The organism is Massilia cellulosiltytica (assembly GCF_047325105.1).
GTDB lineage: Bacteria > Pseudomonadota > Gammaproteobacteria > Burkholderiales > Burkholderiaceae_D > Telluria > Telluria orientalis.
The window spans coordinates 1,143,317-1,157,253 of record NZ_CP168562.1 but is presented as its reverse complement, the minus strand read 5'-3'; the positions used below and the strand labels follow the sequence as shown (position 1 = coordinate 1,157,253).

Genomic DNA, 13,937 nt, shown 5'->3' with positions numbered 1-13,937 from the left:
CCTTTCTCGTTGTGGTTATTCGTGGTTCGCGGCCGGCGCATACCCGCCGCCGCCTGGGGTCTCGACGACGAACACGTCGCCCGGCTGCACGTCCGTCGTCGCCACGAAGCCGAGTTCCTCGACCCTGCCGCCGGCGCGCACGACGTAGTTGCGGCCGCACTTGCCGGGCTCTCCGCCCGCCATGCCGAACGGCGGGACGATGCGGTTGTTCGACAGGATCGAGGCCGTCATCGGCGCGAGGAAGCGGATCCTGCGCACGCCGCCATTGCCGCCATGCCAGCGTCCGCGGCCACCGGAGTCGTGCGCGATTTCGTAGCTGTCCAGGCGCACCGGATAGCGCCATTCGAGCACCTCCGGATCCGTCAGGCGCGAGTTCGTCATGTTGGTCTGGACGACATCGGTGCCATTGAAACCCTCGCCCGCGCCCGAGCCGCCCGCGATGGTTTCGTAGTACTGGTAGTCCGCATTCCCGAACGTGAAGTTGTTCATCGTGCCGGGCGACGACGCCTGCACGCCGAGCGCGCCGTACAGCGCGTTGGTGATGCAGCTCGACGTCTCCACGTTGCCGGAGACGACGGCGGCCGGGTAGCGCGGATTGAGCATCGAGCCTGCCGGGATGATCACGTTCAGCGGCTTCAGGCAGCCGGCATTGAGCGGAATGTCGTTGTCGACGAGCGTGCGGAACACGTACAGCACGGCCGCCATGCAGATCGAGCTCGGGGCGTTGAAATTATTGTCGAGCTGGGGCGACGTGCCGGTGAAGTCGATGTCGGCCGTGCGCGCCGCGTGGTCGACGCGGATCGCCACCTTGATCACGGCGCCGTTGTCCAGGCAGTACGTGTAGCTGCCGTCCTTGAGCGCGCGGATGACGCGGCGCACGGCTTCCTCGGCGTTGTCCTGCACGTGCCGCATGTAGGCCTGCACGACGTCGAGCCCGAACTGGTCCACCATCTTCAGCAGTTCCTCGACGCCCTTCTGGTTCGCGGCCACCTGCGCCTGCAGGTCGGCGATGTTCTGCGCCGAGTTGCGGCACGGGTAGTCGCCCGACAGCAGCAACGCCGTCGTCTCGCGTTCCAGGAAGCGTCCTTCGCGCACCAGTTGGAAGTTGTCGATCAGGACGCCCTCTTCCTCGACCCTGCGGCTGTCCGCCGGCATCGAGCCGGGCGCGATGCCGCCCACGTCCGCATGGTGGCCGCGCGACGCGACGTAGAACAGGATGTCCTTGCCCGCGCGGTCGAACACGGGCGTGATCACGGTGATGTCCGGCAGGTGCGTGCCGCCGTGGTACGGGTCGTTGAGCATGTAGACGTCGCCCGCCCGCATGCGGCCGCGGTTCGCTTCGATCACGGTGCGGATGCTCGCGCCCATCGATCCCAGGTGGACGGGGATGTGCGGCGCGTTGGCGATCAGGTTGCCCTCGGCATCGAACAGCGCGCACGAGAAGTCCAGGCGCTCCTTGATGTTCACCGACACCGCCGTGTTCTGCAGCCGCAGGCCCATCTGCTCGGCGATGCTCATGAACAGGTTGTTGAAGACTTCGAGCATGACCGGATCGGCCTCGGTGCCGATGGCCTTGCGGCGCGCGCGCGGCGCCACGCGCTGAAGCACGAGGTTGTCGTCCGCCGTGACTTCCGCGATCCAGCCCGGTTCAACCACGTTGGTGCCGTTCGCCTCGACGATGATCGCGGGTCCCGCGATGCGGTCGCCGGGTCGGGTCTGCGCGCGCAGGTACAGCGCGCTGTCGTGCCACTGGCCGCCCGAATACACCGGCACCGTCTCGTGCGGCGCCAGCTGCGTGGCGCGCGGTGCGGGGTTGAAGGCGGGGCCGGCGCCCGCATCCGTGGCGCCGATCGCTTCCACCGAAATCGCCTCGACGACGATCGCCTTGTCCGGCATGAGGAACGAATAGCGCTTGCGATACGCTTCCTCGAACTGCGCCTGCATCGCGGCCACGCTGCCGTGCTGCACGATGATGACGGAGTCCGTGCCCTCGTAGCGCAGGTGCGCCCGTTCGACGACCCGCACGGCGTCCGCCGCGATGCCCTGCGCGCCCAGTTCCGCTGCCGCTTCGTCGGCGAGCGCGTCGAGCGCGGCGCGCAGCCCGCCGTCGGACAGCGCCGTTTCCATGGTCCGCTCGCGCATCGCGGTCTGGCTCGCGAGGCCCATGCCGTATGCGGACAGCACGCCGGCGAACGGGTGGGCGAAGATGCGGGTCATGCCGAGGGCGTCGGCCACCAGGCACGCGTGCTGGCCGCCGGCGCCGCCGAACGTGGCCAGCGTGTAGTCCGTCACGTCGTGGCCGCGCTGCACCGAGATGAACTTGATGGCGTTGGCCATGCTGCCGACCGCAATCTCCAGGAAGCCTTCGGCCACCTCTTCCGGCGTGCGGCGCTGGCCCGTCTCGCGTTCGATGCGCGCGGCGATCTCCGCGAATTTTTCGCGCACGATGGCCGCGTCCAGCGGCTCGTCCGCGTGCGGGCCGAACACCGCCGGGAAGTGCGCGGGCTGGATCTTGCCGAGCATGACGTTGCAGTCGGTGACCGTGAGCGGACCGCCGCGGCGGTAGCTGGCCGGGCCGGGATTCGCGCCCGCGCTGTCCGGGCCGACGCGCAGGCGGCTGCCGTCGAAGTGCAGCACCGAGCCGCCGCCCGCCGCCACCGTGTGGATGCTCATCATCGGCGCGCGCATCCGCACGCCGGCCACCTGCGTCTCGAATTCGCGTTCCAGTTCGCCCGCGTAGTGCGACACGTCGGTGGACGTGCCGCCCATGTCGAAGCCGATCAGCTTGTCGAAGCCGGCCTTGCGCGCCGTGCCGACCATGCCGACGATGCCGCCGGCGGGGCCGGACAGGATCGAGTCCTTGCCCTGGAAGCGGTGCGCGCCCGTCAGGCCGCCATTGCTCTGCATGAAGAGCAGGCGCACGCCTTCCATCTCGGCCGCGACCTGGTCCACGTAGCGGCGCAGGATCGGCGACAGGTAGGCATCGACGACCGTCGTGTCGCCGCGCGAGACGAGCTTCATCATCGGGCTGACCTGGTGCGAGACGGACACCTGCGTGAAGCCGGTTTCCGCGGCGATGGCGGCGATCGCGCGCTCATGGCCCGGATAGCGGTAGCCGTGCATCAGCACGATCGCCACGGAACGGAAGCCGGCGGCATGCAGGTCGGTTAGTTGCATACGTACGGCAGCCGTATCGAGCGGCACGATCACGTCGCCGTGCGCGCCGACGCGCTCGTCGACTTCGACGACGCGCTCGTACAGCAGCTGCGGCAGCACGGGATGGCGGTCGAACAGGCGCGGACGGTTCTGGTAGGCGATGCGCAGCGCGTCCCTGAACCCTTTGGTGATCAGGAGCGCGGTGCGCTCGCCCTTGCGCTCCAGCAGGGCGTTCGTCGCGACCGTCGTGCCCATCTTGACGGCTTCCACGAGGTCGGGCGTGATCGGCGCGTCGGGCGCGATGCCGAGCAGGCGGCGGATGCCGGCGACGGCGGCGTCACGGTACTGCTCGGGATTCTCGGACAGCAGCTTGGCCGTCACCAGCGCGCCGTCCGGCTTGCGCGCGACGATGTCGGTGAACGTGCCGCCGCGGTCGATCCAGAACTGCCAGCGCTGGCGCGGCGTGTTGTCGTGGTTGGTCTGTGGGTACATGGTCTTGCCTCTTCAAAAATCGGGGCGCGCACAGGCACAGCGGTGCCCTCGCGCGCCGCGCGTGAAATCGTCGTGTGTGAAATCAGGGAAGGATCAGGATTCGAGGCGCTTGCCGCGGGTCTCGGGCAGGGTCAGCGCGGCCAGGACCATGATCCCGTAGGCGCCGGCCGCGAACAGGCCGATGGCGTGGCCCAGCGGGAGCGTCTGGCCGACCGCGCCGATCGCGAACGGGAACAGCGAACCGATCGCGCGGCCCATGCTGTAGCAGAAGCCCTGGCCGGAACCGCGCATGCGGGTCGGGAACAGCTCGGTAAGGAACGCGCCCATGCCGCTGAAGACGCCGGACACGAGGAAGCCGAGCGGGAAGCCGAGCACCAGCATCACATTGTCCGTCACGGGCAGCCGGGTGTAGGCCAGCGCGATCGCCAGCGAGCCGGCGGCGAACAGGATGAAGTTGCGCTTGCGGCCCAGGCGGTCCGTCAGGTAGGCGCTGACGATGTAGCCGACGTACGAGCCGGCGATGACCATCGCCAGGTAGCCGCCCGTGCCCAGCACCGTCAGGTGGCGCTCCGTCTTCAGGAACGTGGGCAGCCAGGTCGTGATCGCGTAGTAGCCGCCCTGCGCGCCGGTCGTCAGCAGCACGGCACGCAAGGTCGTCGACAGCATGCGCGGCGAGAAGATCTCGGTGAACTTCGCCTGCTCCGCTTGTGCGCCGCGGCGCTGCTCGGCCAGGAACACGTCCGGCTCTTCCACGAAGCGGCGGATGTAGATGACGAAGATGGCGGGGATGATCCCGAGCAGGAACAGCGAGCGCCACGCCAGTTCGGCCGGCAGCAGCGAGAACATCAGCGCGTACAGCAGCGCCGAGACGCCCCAGCCCAGCGCCCATCCGGCCTGCACCATGCCGACCGCCTTGCCGCGGTCCTTCGCGCGGATGACCTCACCCATCAGGATCGCGCCGGCCGTCCATTCGCCCCCCATGCCGAAGCCCATCAGGCCGCGCAGCACGAGCAGCTGGTTGAAGGTCTGGGCAAAGCCGCTCAGCACCGTGAACAGCGCGAACCACAGGATCGTCAGCTGCAGCGTCTTCACGCGGCCGATGCGGTCCGACAGGATGCCGGCCAGCCAGCCGCCCAGCGACGACGTGAGCAGCGTGACGGTGCCGATCAGGCCGGCGTCGCCTTTCGACAGGCCCCAGGTCGCGATCAGCGTGGGGATGACGAAGCTGAGGAATTGCGTGTCCATCGCGTCCAGCGCATAACCGACCTTGCAGCCGATGAATGTGCGGCGTTCCGTTTTCGTGAGTTGGCGCAGCCAGCCGAAATGGCTTGTATCCTCCACGCGCTCCTGCGCGAGTTCTTGTGTGTTCATGTCGTCTCCGTTTGGTTTGTTTTTACAACGTCGCGAGCGATGCATTCGGGATGTCGGTCACCAGCATGTAGCCCGGGCGATGGGTGATCACGACCGGCAGGCGCGCCGCCCGGATCGCCTCCTGCGGCGTGACGCCGCAGGCCCAGAACACGGGCACCTCGTCCGCCATGACCTCGACGGCGTCGCCGTAGTCGGGCCGCGCGAGGTCGGCGATGCCGATCAGGCGCGGGTCGCCCAGGTGCACCGGCGCGCCGTGGATCGCGGGGTAGCGGCTGGTGATCTGGATCGCGCGGATCGCGTCCTTCGCCTTCAACGGGCGCATGGACACGACCATGTTTCCGCCGAACGGCCCCGCCGCCGCGTTCGGGATGTTCGTGCGGTACATGGCGATGTTCCGGTCCTGCTCGATGTGGCGCAGCGGGATGTCGGCGGCCAGCAGCATCTCCTCGAACGAGAACGAGCAGCCGATCGCGAACGCGACCAGGTCGTCGCGCCACAGTCCTTCCAGCGATACCGGCGCTTCCGCCAGCTCGCCGTCGCGGTACACGTAATAGCCCGGGACGTCGGTACGCAGGTCGAGGTCCGCGCCCAGCGCCGGCACGCTCCACGCGCCCGGCTCGCCGACCGCGAGCAGCGGGCAGGCCTTCGGATTGCGCTGGGCGAAGCGGAGGAAATCGTGGGCCTGCGCGTCCGGCAGGATGACGAGATTGGCCTGGGCATAGCCGCCGCAGACGCCGGCGGTGGGCTTGCGGAATTCGCCTGTGCGGACCAGGTGGCGGAACTGGATCGGGTTCATGATTTCTCTGCTCGGTAATGACATGTAATCAAGCATAGGGGCACCATACGATTCCGCCAAACCACTTATTTTTATCGCATGTGTTAAGTTTTCCTAAACGCGCTTTTGCTCCATTCCACTTAGGCTTAAAGTATTCTTGACGCCATGAATACACGCTTCCTCGAAACCCTGATCACCCTCGCCCAGCTGCGCAGCGTCCGCGCGACGGCCCGCGCCATGCATGCGACGCCGGCGGCGATCTCGTTGCGGATCAAGGCGCTGGAAGAAGAACTGCAGACGGAACTCATCGACCGCAGCACGCGCGAATTCCGGCTGACGCCGAACGCGGACTACCTGTTGAACCACGCGAAGGCCGTAGTGGACGCGACCCGGCGCCTGCGCGAGGCGGCGCGCACGGAAAGCGCGGTGCGGGGCCGGCTGCGGCTGGGGGTGATCGAGACGGTGGTGCACAGCTGGCTCGCGCATTCCGTGCGCCAGCTGAACGCCAGTTTCCCGGAGCTGGAAATCGATCTCGTCGTGGACATGAGCACGACGTTGGAAAAACGTTTACTGGCGGGAGAGCTCGACCTCATGGTCGGCATCGAGGGCGTGAACAGCAGCGAGATCACGTCCGAGCCGCTGGCCGTGTACCCGGTGCGCTGGATAGCGCGGGCCGGATTGCTGTCGGCGCAGCGCGAGGGCCTGGCCCAGCGTCTGCTGCAGTTCCCGATCCTGACGTTCGGCCGCGGCACGGCGCCGCACCGGATGCTGGAAGACATCGTCACCCGGCTCGCCAACCTGAGCGCGGTGCCGCTGGAACAGACGCGCATCACCTGCTCGCCGTCCGTGGCCGCCATCATCCAGCTGATCCGCAACGGCTTCGGCGTGGCCGCGATTCCCTGGCTGTTCGTCAGCAGTCATCTCGAGAACGGCGAGTTCGTGGAGGTGCCGCTGCAGCCCGTGCCGCCGCCGATCATCGTGTCGATGAGCCGGCGCACGAACGCGCCGGTGGCGGTGCATGCGGCGGCGTCCGCCGTGCGCGCGGCCTGCGCCGAGTATTGCGCGCAGGTGGACGGGCGGTATATCGAAAGCCTGGGCTGAGCGCGTCCGTCAGGCCGGACGGCGCTGCGACAGCGTCATTGCTGGCGCTTTTTCTCTTCCTTCTTGACTTTCTTGTCCGCTTTCTTTTCCTTTGCGGTCTTGGCCGGTTCCTTCTTCGTGGACTTTTTCGCGTCCTGGCTTTTACTCATTGTTTTCTCCAGTCAAATTAATGGATCACGGATCCGCGCAGCTTCGGCAGAGGCTGGAGGGCGGTGGCGACTTCACCTTCGGGATCTTCCTCGGTTTTCAACTGGATCCATGCCAATACCTCGGCAATACTGGCCAGGCCGCTGTGCAGGGATGCGCGCGCTTCGAAAAATTCGGACACTTCCGGGTTGCCGGGTTCCGGCACGAGGAGAACGGAATGCCCCAGTGCACGGATACGCGTTTCCAGCTCTTCCAGATCGGACGCCAGCGCGTCATGGAGTGCTTCGATGGCCGCCACTGCATCATCCATATCGTAGGATTCTTCATTCATCGCAGTTCTGTTTCAGCCTTATGGTTGTCTTGGTGATACGCGGCACGGAGAAGTCGCCCGTCCCATCGACCGGGTCGTGCAACGGCAGCAAAGCTTGATGACGGAAGAGAGCTAGACAGGACCGCCCCGAAGGGCATGGCAAGGAGGACAACAATCCGGACGCGTGCACACACGATACAGCAATTATGCAAATGCCGCTCAGGCGTTGCTGGACGGGGCATCGGTCAACCGCCGATCCTGTCCGCGCCGCGGCAGCGTCACCGTGAAGGTCGTGCCGTCCTGCACGTTCGACGCGACATGGATCTGCCCGCCATGGGCGTGCACGATTTCGCGCGCGATGAACAGGCCGATCCCGAGGCTGGTGTGCTCGGCCTGGTCGCTGCCGATCCGGGCGGCGACGCGGACGAGGGGCTCGAACACGGTCGACACCTTGTCGGGCGGGATCGGCGGGCCCTGGTTATTGATGGCAAGGATGATATTGTCGTCAGTGGCGGTCAGGCTGATCCGGATCGGGGCATTCTTGTCGCCGTACTGGATGGCATTGCCGATGAGGTTGGACAGCATCTGCGCGACGCGGCCATCGTCGAACACCGCATCCAGCAGGGGCGGCACGTCCAGTTCGATCCATCGCTCCGGATGGAAGGTGCGCAATTCATCGACCACCTGTCGGCACACCGACACCATGCTGCCCTGCCGGACGCGGATCGGCATGCCCGGCCCCAGGTGGGTGCGGGTGAAGTCGATCAGGTCGTTGACCAGCTTGCTCATGCGTTTGGCGCTGCTGAACATCCGTGTCGCCACGAGGATGTACTTCGGCGGGATATCGGTTGCCTGCATGACGAAACTCGCCCCGCTGACCAGCGTGCCCAATGGATTGCGCAGGTCGTGGCCGAGGATCGCCAGGAACATGTTCTGCGATTGCTTGACCAGTCGCTCATACCGCGCCACCGACTCGGCCAGGGCCTGGTCGACCGCCTCGTTGAAGCGCACCATGTCATCCATATCCGTGGCGAGCGCCCCGGGCGCGGCGTCCCGCCACAACGCCAGCACGCTCGAGCGCAGGGCGCGGTACTCGGACACCAGTTGCACGACGGTATAGCCGGACAACAGGCGGGCCTGGGCATGCGCTTCGGCGGCCGTTTCCTGGCCGTCGTGCTTGCTCAATCCCCTCGATTTGGCGATGCGCTCCCGGTCCGACTGGTAGCAGCCGAGATCGTCCGCAAAAGCGAGCAGCATCAGGCGCGCGTGGTCGCGCAACTCTTCATCATCCATCGTCAGGGCCGGCGGTTCAATGGTGCGCGCAAAATCTTCCCATTCCTGCAGGATCGCGTCCATATTGTCGCGTATAAAATCGGCAAGCCGGGATTGCTGCATTGTCATAAAGAACCTTGTATTACCCGATTCCGCGACATTCGCTTCGAAGGGGTAAATGATAATAACAGCGCCATTCCCCATCCAATGGATAATTCGGCAAAACCCGCCTTTGAAAATAAATCCGAAATAATTAGGAAAATTCGGGAAAGTCCTGTATCTTTCTTCTGGCACTACATCAAGTCGTTGTTATTGTTGGTCTTTCTCTCCCGTTCGCCTCCCGGCGGTCCTGTTTGATTTCCTCCTTACTCTCTTGGTCGTACTGCATTCCGGGCGTCTTGCCCAAAGCATCCATAAGGACTGAAACAAAATGACTACTCAAACCGGCACCGTGAAATGGTTCAACGATTCCAAAGGCTTCGGCTTCATTACGCCTGACGCAGGCGGCGGCGATCTGTTCGCCCATTTCCAGGACATTCAATCGGAAGGTTTCAAAAGCCTTGCCGAAAACCAGCGCGTTTCGTTCGTGCGCTCGACCGGCCCCAAGGGCGAAAAAGCCGGCAATATCCGCGCTATTTAATTGGTCTGATTAATTGCCGAAATGCACCACGCAGATAGCGTGGGCGTTTCAAAAGCGATAAAAGAAAACGGATTCATGTAATGTGAATCCGTTTTTTTATGGCTGTGTTCGCGGTAGTTCGGTAACCCGCTCGCCTAGCCGAGCTGGACCGCAGCGCACAGCAGATGAGCCGGCTTCGTGAGCCGACGATCGTCCAGCACGCGCTGCCATCCCGAGTAATGGATCAGGTAGCGGCTCGCCACGCCGCGAAACCGCACGAGCCAGCTTTTGAACCGGCTGTGCCAGCTGTTCACGTTTTGAATGTGGATCGCGCCGCGCGCCCGGTCGCCGGCTTTCACGTTCACCGCTTCATGCGTGATGCCAGCCTGCTCCGCGAAATGTTGATAGACGATGGCGCCGTCGGTGATCAAGAGGGCGTCGTCTTGCAGCACGGGTTTGAGGCACTCATGCAATTGCCCCACCGTCACCTGGCCGCGCCCCGTATGAAAATCGAGTGTCCGGCCGCTGCGGTCGCGCGCGATGAGCAGGCAATCGTGTTCCCGACTGATACCCCGCCGCTTGGCGACGCCGCCACGTTTTCGGGGTGGCCGCGTCAGGTTGCGTGCGCCCTTCTGCGACTCCAGCCGGTAGGTTTCGTCGGCCTCGACGATGGCCGACAACGTCGCCGGCCGGTCGCGCATCGCACCGGGCACGAACCGGTGGCGCCATCGGAAGCTGGTCGTGCGATGCACCCCGACAACTTGCGCGGCATCGCGCACCGTGCGCGATTCGAGCACGCATTGTAGGTAAGGCAGCCAGAGCTCCTTCTTGCGCAGCCGTGCCAGCGGCGTACCGGTCAATGCATTGTGGCTGTGCCCGCAGCCGAGGCAGCGGAAGCGCTGCAGTCCGCTCGCCTGGCCGCAGCGGTGCTTGCGGGCGCAGCGGCAATGCGGACACGGCCGGCCCGCCGCCGCCTGCTCGATCAGGGCAATGCACTCGGCCGGATCCGCGATGCCGGCGATCCATTCCCGTAGCCGAGACAGGTCGTCTGGCGACAACTGCACCGCCAACAGCATGGCGAACAATTCGTCGAACGTCAGGCCGCGCATCGTCACTCCTCATGAGTTAACTCGACGATGCGTCTGACCTCTGCAACGAATTTCAGTTCACATAAATATCGCGAACACAGCCTTTTATGTTGGATGTCCGAGACGCGGCGCCGCGCGCGCAAACGCCACCAGCCGCTCCCGCACCCAGCGCTGCGCCGCATCCCCATGGTTGCGGTTATGCCAGGCCATGTGGATGGCGAAGCCGGGTACGGGCAGCGGCGGCGCCAGCACGCGCAGGCGGTTTGGGCGCCCTTCCACCAGGCGGGCCGGCACGAGGGCGACGAGGTCGGAGCGTTCGACCAGGTCCAGTACCGAGTGGAACGTCGACGCCGACACGACGACGCGGCGCCGCAGGCCCTGCGCGTCGAGCACCTCGTCGACCGGCGTCGTGAAACTGCCGCCGCGCGGCGAGACCATCACGTGTTCGAGTTCGCAGAACCGCTGCGTATCCAGCGGCCGGCGCAGCGCCGGGTGGCCGCGCCGCGCGATGAAGACGTAGCGCTCCTCGAACAGCGGACGCGAACGGAGAGACTCCGCGATGCCTTCCGGCGTCAGCACCGCGAGGTCGGCGTCTCCCTTTTCCATCTGCGCTTCCAGCCGCGTGGAATCGGCCGGACGCAGGGCGATGCGCAGGCCCGGCGCGTCGCGGCGCAGCGCGAGCGTGAAGTCGAGCAGCAGCGCCGCTTGCACGTAGTCCGAACACGCCACGTGGAGCGTGAACTCGTCGCGCGCGGGATCGAAGGCGCGGGCCGACGTCACCACGTCGCGCAGCTGCGCGAGGGCCGCCGCCAGCGGCGCCTGCAGGCCCAGGGCCAGCGGCGTGGGCGTCATGCCGCGGTGGCTCGGCACGAACAACGGGTCGCCCAGCATCTCGCGCAGGCGCGCCAGCTGGGCGCTGAGCGCAGGCTGGCTCAGGTTCAGGCGCTGCGCGGCGCGGCTCACGCTGCGCTCGGCCAGCAGCGCGTCCAGGGTCACGAGCAGGTTGAAATCGATGCGCTTGATATCCATTTTTTGGATACTACCCCAAAAGCCGGCTGGCATTCCCAAGCGCGGTTTGCATGCCCAGAATGGCCTTCATCACATTCAAGGAGCACGAAGATGAAGACCGTTTTACTGGTACACGCCCACCCCGACCCGCATTCCCTCACCGCGCAGATGGTCCAGGCCGCGCGCGCCGAACTGCGCGCTCAGGGCCATGAAGTGATCCAGTCCGACCTGTACGCAATGGGCTGGAAGGCCGTCTACGACGAACACGATTTCCCCGACCGGCAGGATCGCGAGCGCCTGTCGTTCGTGGACGAATCCGGCCACGCGTTCAGCACCGGCACGCAGCCGGACGACGTGCGCGCCGAACAGGCCAAGCTGATGGCGGCGGATGCCGTCGTCTTCCAGTTCCCGCTGTGGTGGTTCGGCATGCCGGCCATCATGAAGGGCTGGATCGAGCGCGTGTACGCCTTCGGCCTCGCCTACGGCTACCAGGGCGCCGGCAACCGCCACCGCTACGGCGAGGGCGGCCTCGCGGGCAAACGCGCCCTGCTGTCCGTGACGACGGGCGGACCAGCCGCCGACTACGGCCCGCGCGGCATCAACGGCCAGCTCGACGAACTGCTGTTCCCGATCACGCACGGCGTCCTGTTCTACCCTGGCATGGACGTGCTGCCCACGTATGCCGTGCATGGCACGAGCCGCATCGATGCCGAGGGCGTCGAACGCGCGAAGGCCGGCCTGGCGGCGCGCATGCGCACCCTGTTCACGGATGCGCCGATTCCCTACCGCCCGCAGAACGGCGGCGACTTCCCGGACCGGCACGTGCTGGCGGACGACGTCGCGCCCGGCGTCACCGGATTGCGCGCGCATCTGCGTTAATACAGCCCCTGTCGTGGGACAATGGCAGAGATAACCCACGACAGGAGACCGAATGAAAAAGACGCTGGCCGGCTTGCTGCTGTCCGCCCTGGCCTGGTCGGCCCAGGGCGCCGATATCGTCCTCGACGCGCCGCTGCCGCGGATCGTGTACAAGGACGGGCGCCATGCGCTGCTGGTGGACGGCAAGCCGTTCTTCATGCTGGGCGCGCAGGTGAACAATTCCAGTGCCTGGCCCGCGCAGATGCCGCTCGTCTGGCCGGCCATCGACAAGCTGGGCGCCAATACCTTGGAAGTGCCCATCGCGTGGGAACAGATCGAAACAAAGCCGGGCGTCTTCGACTTCGGCTACCTCGACCTGCTGCTCGCGCAGGCGCGCACCCACAACGTGCGCCTCGTGCTGCTGTGGTTCGGCGCGTGGAAGAACAATGGACCGAGCTATACGCCGGCGTGGGTCAAGCTGGACAACGCCCGCTATCCGCGCGTCGTCGATGCGACGGGCGAGTTGCGCGATTCGCTGTCGCCGGTCTTCCCGGCCACGCTGGACGCCGACCGCAACGCCTTCGTCGCGCTGATGCGCCACATCCGCGGGAAGGATCCGCAGCGCACGGTCATCATGGTCCAGATCGAAAACGAGACGGGCACCTACGGCAGCGCGCGCGACCACTCGCCGGAAGCAAACAAGCTGTTCGCGGGCCCGGTGCCCGCGCCGCTCCTGACGGCGCGCGGACGCACGGGCGGCACGTGGGCGGAGGTCTTCGGCAAGGACGCCGACGAAGCGTTCCACGCCTGGTACATCGCGCGCTTCGCCGACGCCGTCGCCGCGGCGGGCAAGGCGGAGCTGGACCTGCCGATGTACGTCAACGTGGCGCTGCGCGATCCGTTCAAGCAGCAGGAACCGACGTCGTACTCCGCCGGCGGCCCGACCGACAACGTGATCGACGTGTGGAAGGCCGGCGCGCCGCACATCGACGCGATCGGCCCGGACATCTATTTTCCCGAGACGCCGAAATACCACGCCGTGCTGAAACTGTACGACCGCCCGGACAATCCGCTGTTCGTCCCCGAGACCGGCCACACCTTCGCCTACGCGCGCTACCTGTTCGACGTGATGGGCCGGCGCGGCATCGGCTTCTCGCCGTTCGGCGTCGATTTCACGAAGGAGGCGAACGACCCGGCCGCGATTCCAAAAAGCGCGTGGGACATGCTGGAGCCGTTCGCCAGCAACTACCGCCTCGTGGCGCCGATCATGCGACTCTGGGCGCGCCAGGCGTTCGAAGGCCAGGTCTGGGGCGCGAGCGAACCGGACGACCGCAAGCCCGTCGACCTGGACCTGGGCAACTGGAAGGCGCGCGTCCACTACGACAAGGGCACGTTCGGCGCGTCGGACTGGACGTGGATGAAGCCGCGGCCCGCGAATCCGCAGGGGCCCGAAGGCGGCGTGCTGGTCGCGGCGCTGGGCCCGGACGAATACCTGGTCACGGGCCGCATGGCGCGCATCGATTTCACGGCGCCGGAGGGCAGCGGCAAGCGCGCCATCCTCGCGCGCGTGGAGGAAGGCCGCTACGACGACGCCGGCAACTGGGTGCTGCACCACGTATGGAACGGCGACCAGACCGATTACGGGTTAAATTTCACCACGGTGCCGCGCGTGCTTAAAGTAAAACTCGGAAGCTATCCGGCCCGCCAGCCCTAAGACCGTCGCCCCTGCGAAGGCAGGGG

Annotated in this window: 11 protein-coding genes; 4 read left to right on the top strand and 7 right to left on the bottom strand. The window is 66.1% G+C overall.

Annotation, left to right across the window (positions count from 1 at the left end; translation table 11 throughout):
* Positions 1 to 15: 15 nt before the first annotated feature.
* The 3 genes from ACEN9H_RS05165 to ACEN9H_RS05155 all read right to left on the bottom strand — a co-directional run bounded on the left by ACEN9H_RS05165 (position 16) and on the right by ACEN9H_RS05155 (position 5,815).
* Positions 16 to 3,648 (bottom strand): hydantoinase B/oxoprolinase family protein, encoded by a 3,633-nt coding sequence (locus ACEN9H_RS05165; protein ID WP_413673988.1) that lies wholly within the window; start codon positions 3,646 to 3,648, stop codon positions 16 to 18.
* A 93-nt stretch (positions 3,649 to 3,741) separates the two neighbouring features.
* Positions 3,742 to 5,019, bottom strand: coding sequence for an MFS transporter (locus ACEN9H_RS05160; RefSeq protein ID WP_413673987.1), 1,278 nt, complete (start codon positions 5,017 to 5,019; stop codon positions 3,742 to 3,744).
* Positions 5,020 to 5,041: 22 nt separating this feature from the next.
* Positions 5,042 to 5,815, bottom strand: a complete 774-nt coding sequence (locus ACEN9H_RS05155; protein ID WP_413673986.1) for a putative hydro-lyase — start codon at positions 5,813 to 5,815, stop codon at positions 5,042 to 5,044.
* 144 nt (positions 5,816 to 5,959) lie between these two features.
* Here ACEN9H_RS05155 and ACEN9H_RS05150 point away from each other — a divergent pair, with 144 nt between their 5' ends.
* Positions 5,960 to 6,895, top strand: a complete 936-nt coding sequence (locus ACEN9H_RS05150) for a LysR family transcriptional regulator (protein WP_371770088.1) — start codon at positions 5,960 to 5,962, stop codon at positions 6,893 to 6,895.
* A 166-nt stretch (positions 6,896 to 7,061) separates the two neighbouring features.
* On the opposite strand, the gene ACEN9H_RS05145 is transcribed toward ACEN9H_RS05150, so the two are convergent.
* Positions 7,062 to 7,373 carry a hypothetical protein gene (locus tag ACEN9H_RS05145; RefSeq protein ID WP_156403725.1) on the bottom strand — a complete coding sequence of 104 codons (312 nt, stop codon included), beginning with the start codon at positions 7,371 to 7,373 and terminating at the stop codon, positions 7,062 to 7,064.
* Positions 7,374 to 7,571: 198 nt separating this feature from the next.
* Positions 7,572 to 8,708, bottom strand: coding sequence for a sensor histidine kinase (locus ACEN9H_RS05140; RefSeq protein ID WP_413673985.1), 1,137 nt, complete (start codon positions 8,706 to 8,708; stop codon positions 7,572 to 7,574).
* A 346-nt stretch (positions 8,709 to 9,054) separates the two neighbouring features.
* On the opposite strand from ACEN9H_RS05140, the gene ACEN9H_RS05135 reads away from it, so the two are divergent.
* Positions 9,055 to 9,264, top strand: a complete 210-nt coding sequence (locus tag ACEN9H_RS05135; RefSeq protein ID WP_056136492.1) for a cold-shock protein — start codon at positions 9,055 to 9,057, stop codon at positions 9,262 to 9,264.
* Between the two features lie 134 nt (positions 9,265 to 9,398).
* Here ACEN9H_RS05135 and ACEN9H_RS05130 read toward each other — a convergent pair whose 3' ends face one another.
* Both ACEN9H_RS05130 and ACEN9H_RS05125 read right to left on the bottom strand, forming a co-directional pair.
* Positions 9,399 to 10,352: an IS1595 family transposase gene (locus tag ACEN9H_RS05130; protein ID WP_413673984.1), complete on the bottom strand. Its 954-nt coding sequence runs from the start codon at positions 10,350 to 10,352 to the stop codon at positions 9,399 to 9,401.
* An 84-nt stretch (positions 10,353 to 10,436) separates the two neighbouring features.
* Positions 10,437 to 11,360, bottom strand: a complete 924-nt coding sequence (locus ACEN9H_RS05125; protein WP_413673983.1) for a LysR family transcriptional regulator — start codon at positions 11,358 to 11,360, stop codon at positions 10,437 to 10,439.
* Between the two features lie 90 nt (positions 11,361 to 11,450).
* Here ACEN9H_RS05125 and ACEN9H_RS05120 point away from each other — a divergent pair, with 90 nt between their 5' ends.
* Both ACEN9H_RS05120 and ACEN9H_RS05115 read left to right on the top strand, forming a co-directional pair.
* Complete coding sequence (locus ACEN9H_RS05120) at positions 11,451 to 12,218, top strand: NAD(P)H-dependent oxidoreductase (protein ID WP_413673982.1); 768 nt, start codon at positions 11,451 to 11,453, stop codon at positions 12,216 to 12,218.
* Positions 12,219 to 12,270: 52 nt separating this feature from the next.
* Positions 12,271 to 13,911: a DUF5597 domain-containing protein gene (locus ACEN9H_RS05115; RefSeq protein ID WP_413673981.1), complete on the top strand. Its 1,641-nt coding sequence runs from the start codon at positions 12,271 to 12,273 to the stop codon at positions 13,909 to 13,911.
* Positions 13,912 to 13,937: the final 26 nt, after the last annotated feature.

Coding starts and splice junctions, on each gene's coding strand:
- ACEN9H_RS05165 (WP_413673988.1), bottom strand. CDS start 3,648: ATGTACCCACAGACCAACCACGACAACACGCCGCGCCAGCGCTGGCAG.
- ACEN9H_RS05160 (WP_413673987.1), bottom strand. CDS start 5,019: ATGAACACACAAGAACTCGCGCAGGAGCGCGTGGAGGATACAAGCCAT.
- ACEN9H_RS05155 (WP_413673986.1), bottom strand. CDS start 5,815: ATGAACCCGATCCAGTTCCGCCACCTGGTCCGCACAGGCGAATTCCGC.
- ACEN9H_RS05150 (WP_371770088.1), top strand. CDS start 5,960: ATGAATACACGCTTCCTCGAAACCCTGATCACCCTCGCCCAGCTGCGC.
- ACEN9H_RS05145 (WP_156403725.1), bottom strand. CDS start 7,373: ATGAATGAAGAATCCTACGATATGGATGATGCAGTGGCGGCCATCGAA.
- ACEN9H_RS05140 (WP_413673985.1), bottom strand. CDS start 8,708: ATGGACGCGATCCTGCAGGAATGGGAAGATTTTGCGCGCACCATTGAA.
- ACEN9H_RS05135 (WP_056136492.1), top strand. CDS start 9,055: ATGACTACTCAAACCGGCACCGTGAAATGGTTCAACGATTCCAAAGGC.
- ACEN9H_RS05130 (WP_413673984.1), bottom strand. CDS start 10,352: ATGCGCGGCCTGACGTTCGACGAATTGTTCGCCATGCTGTTGGCGGTG.
- ACEN9H_RS05125 (WP_413673983.1), bottom strand. CDS start 11,360: ATGGATATCAAGCGCATCGATTTCAACCTGCTCGTGACCCTGGACGCG.
- ACEN9H_RS05120 (WP_413673982.1), top strand. CDS start 11,451: ATGAAGACCGTTTTACTGGTACACGCCCACCCCGACCCGCATTCCCTC.
- ACEN9H_RS05115 (WP_413673981.1), top strand. CDS start 12,271: ATGAAAAAGACGCTGGCCGGCTTGCTGCTGTCCGCCCTGGCCTGGTCG.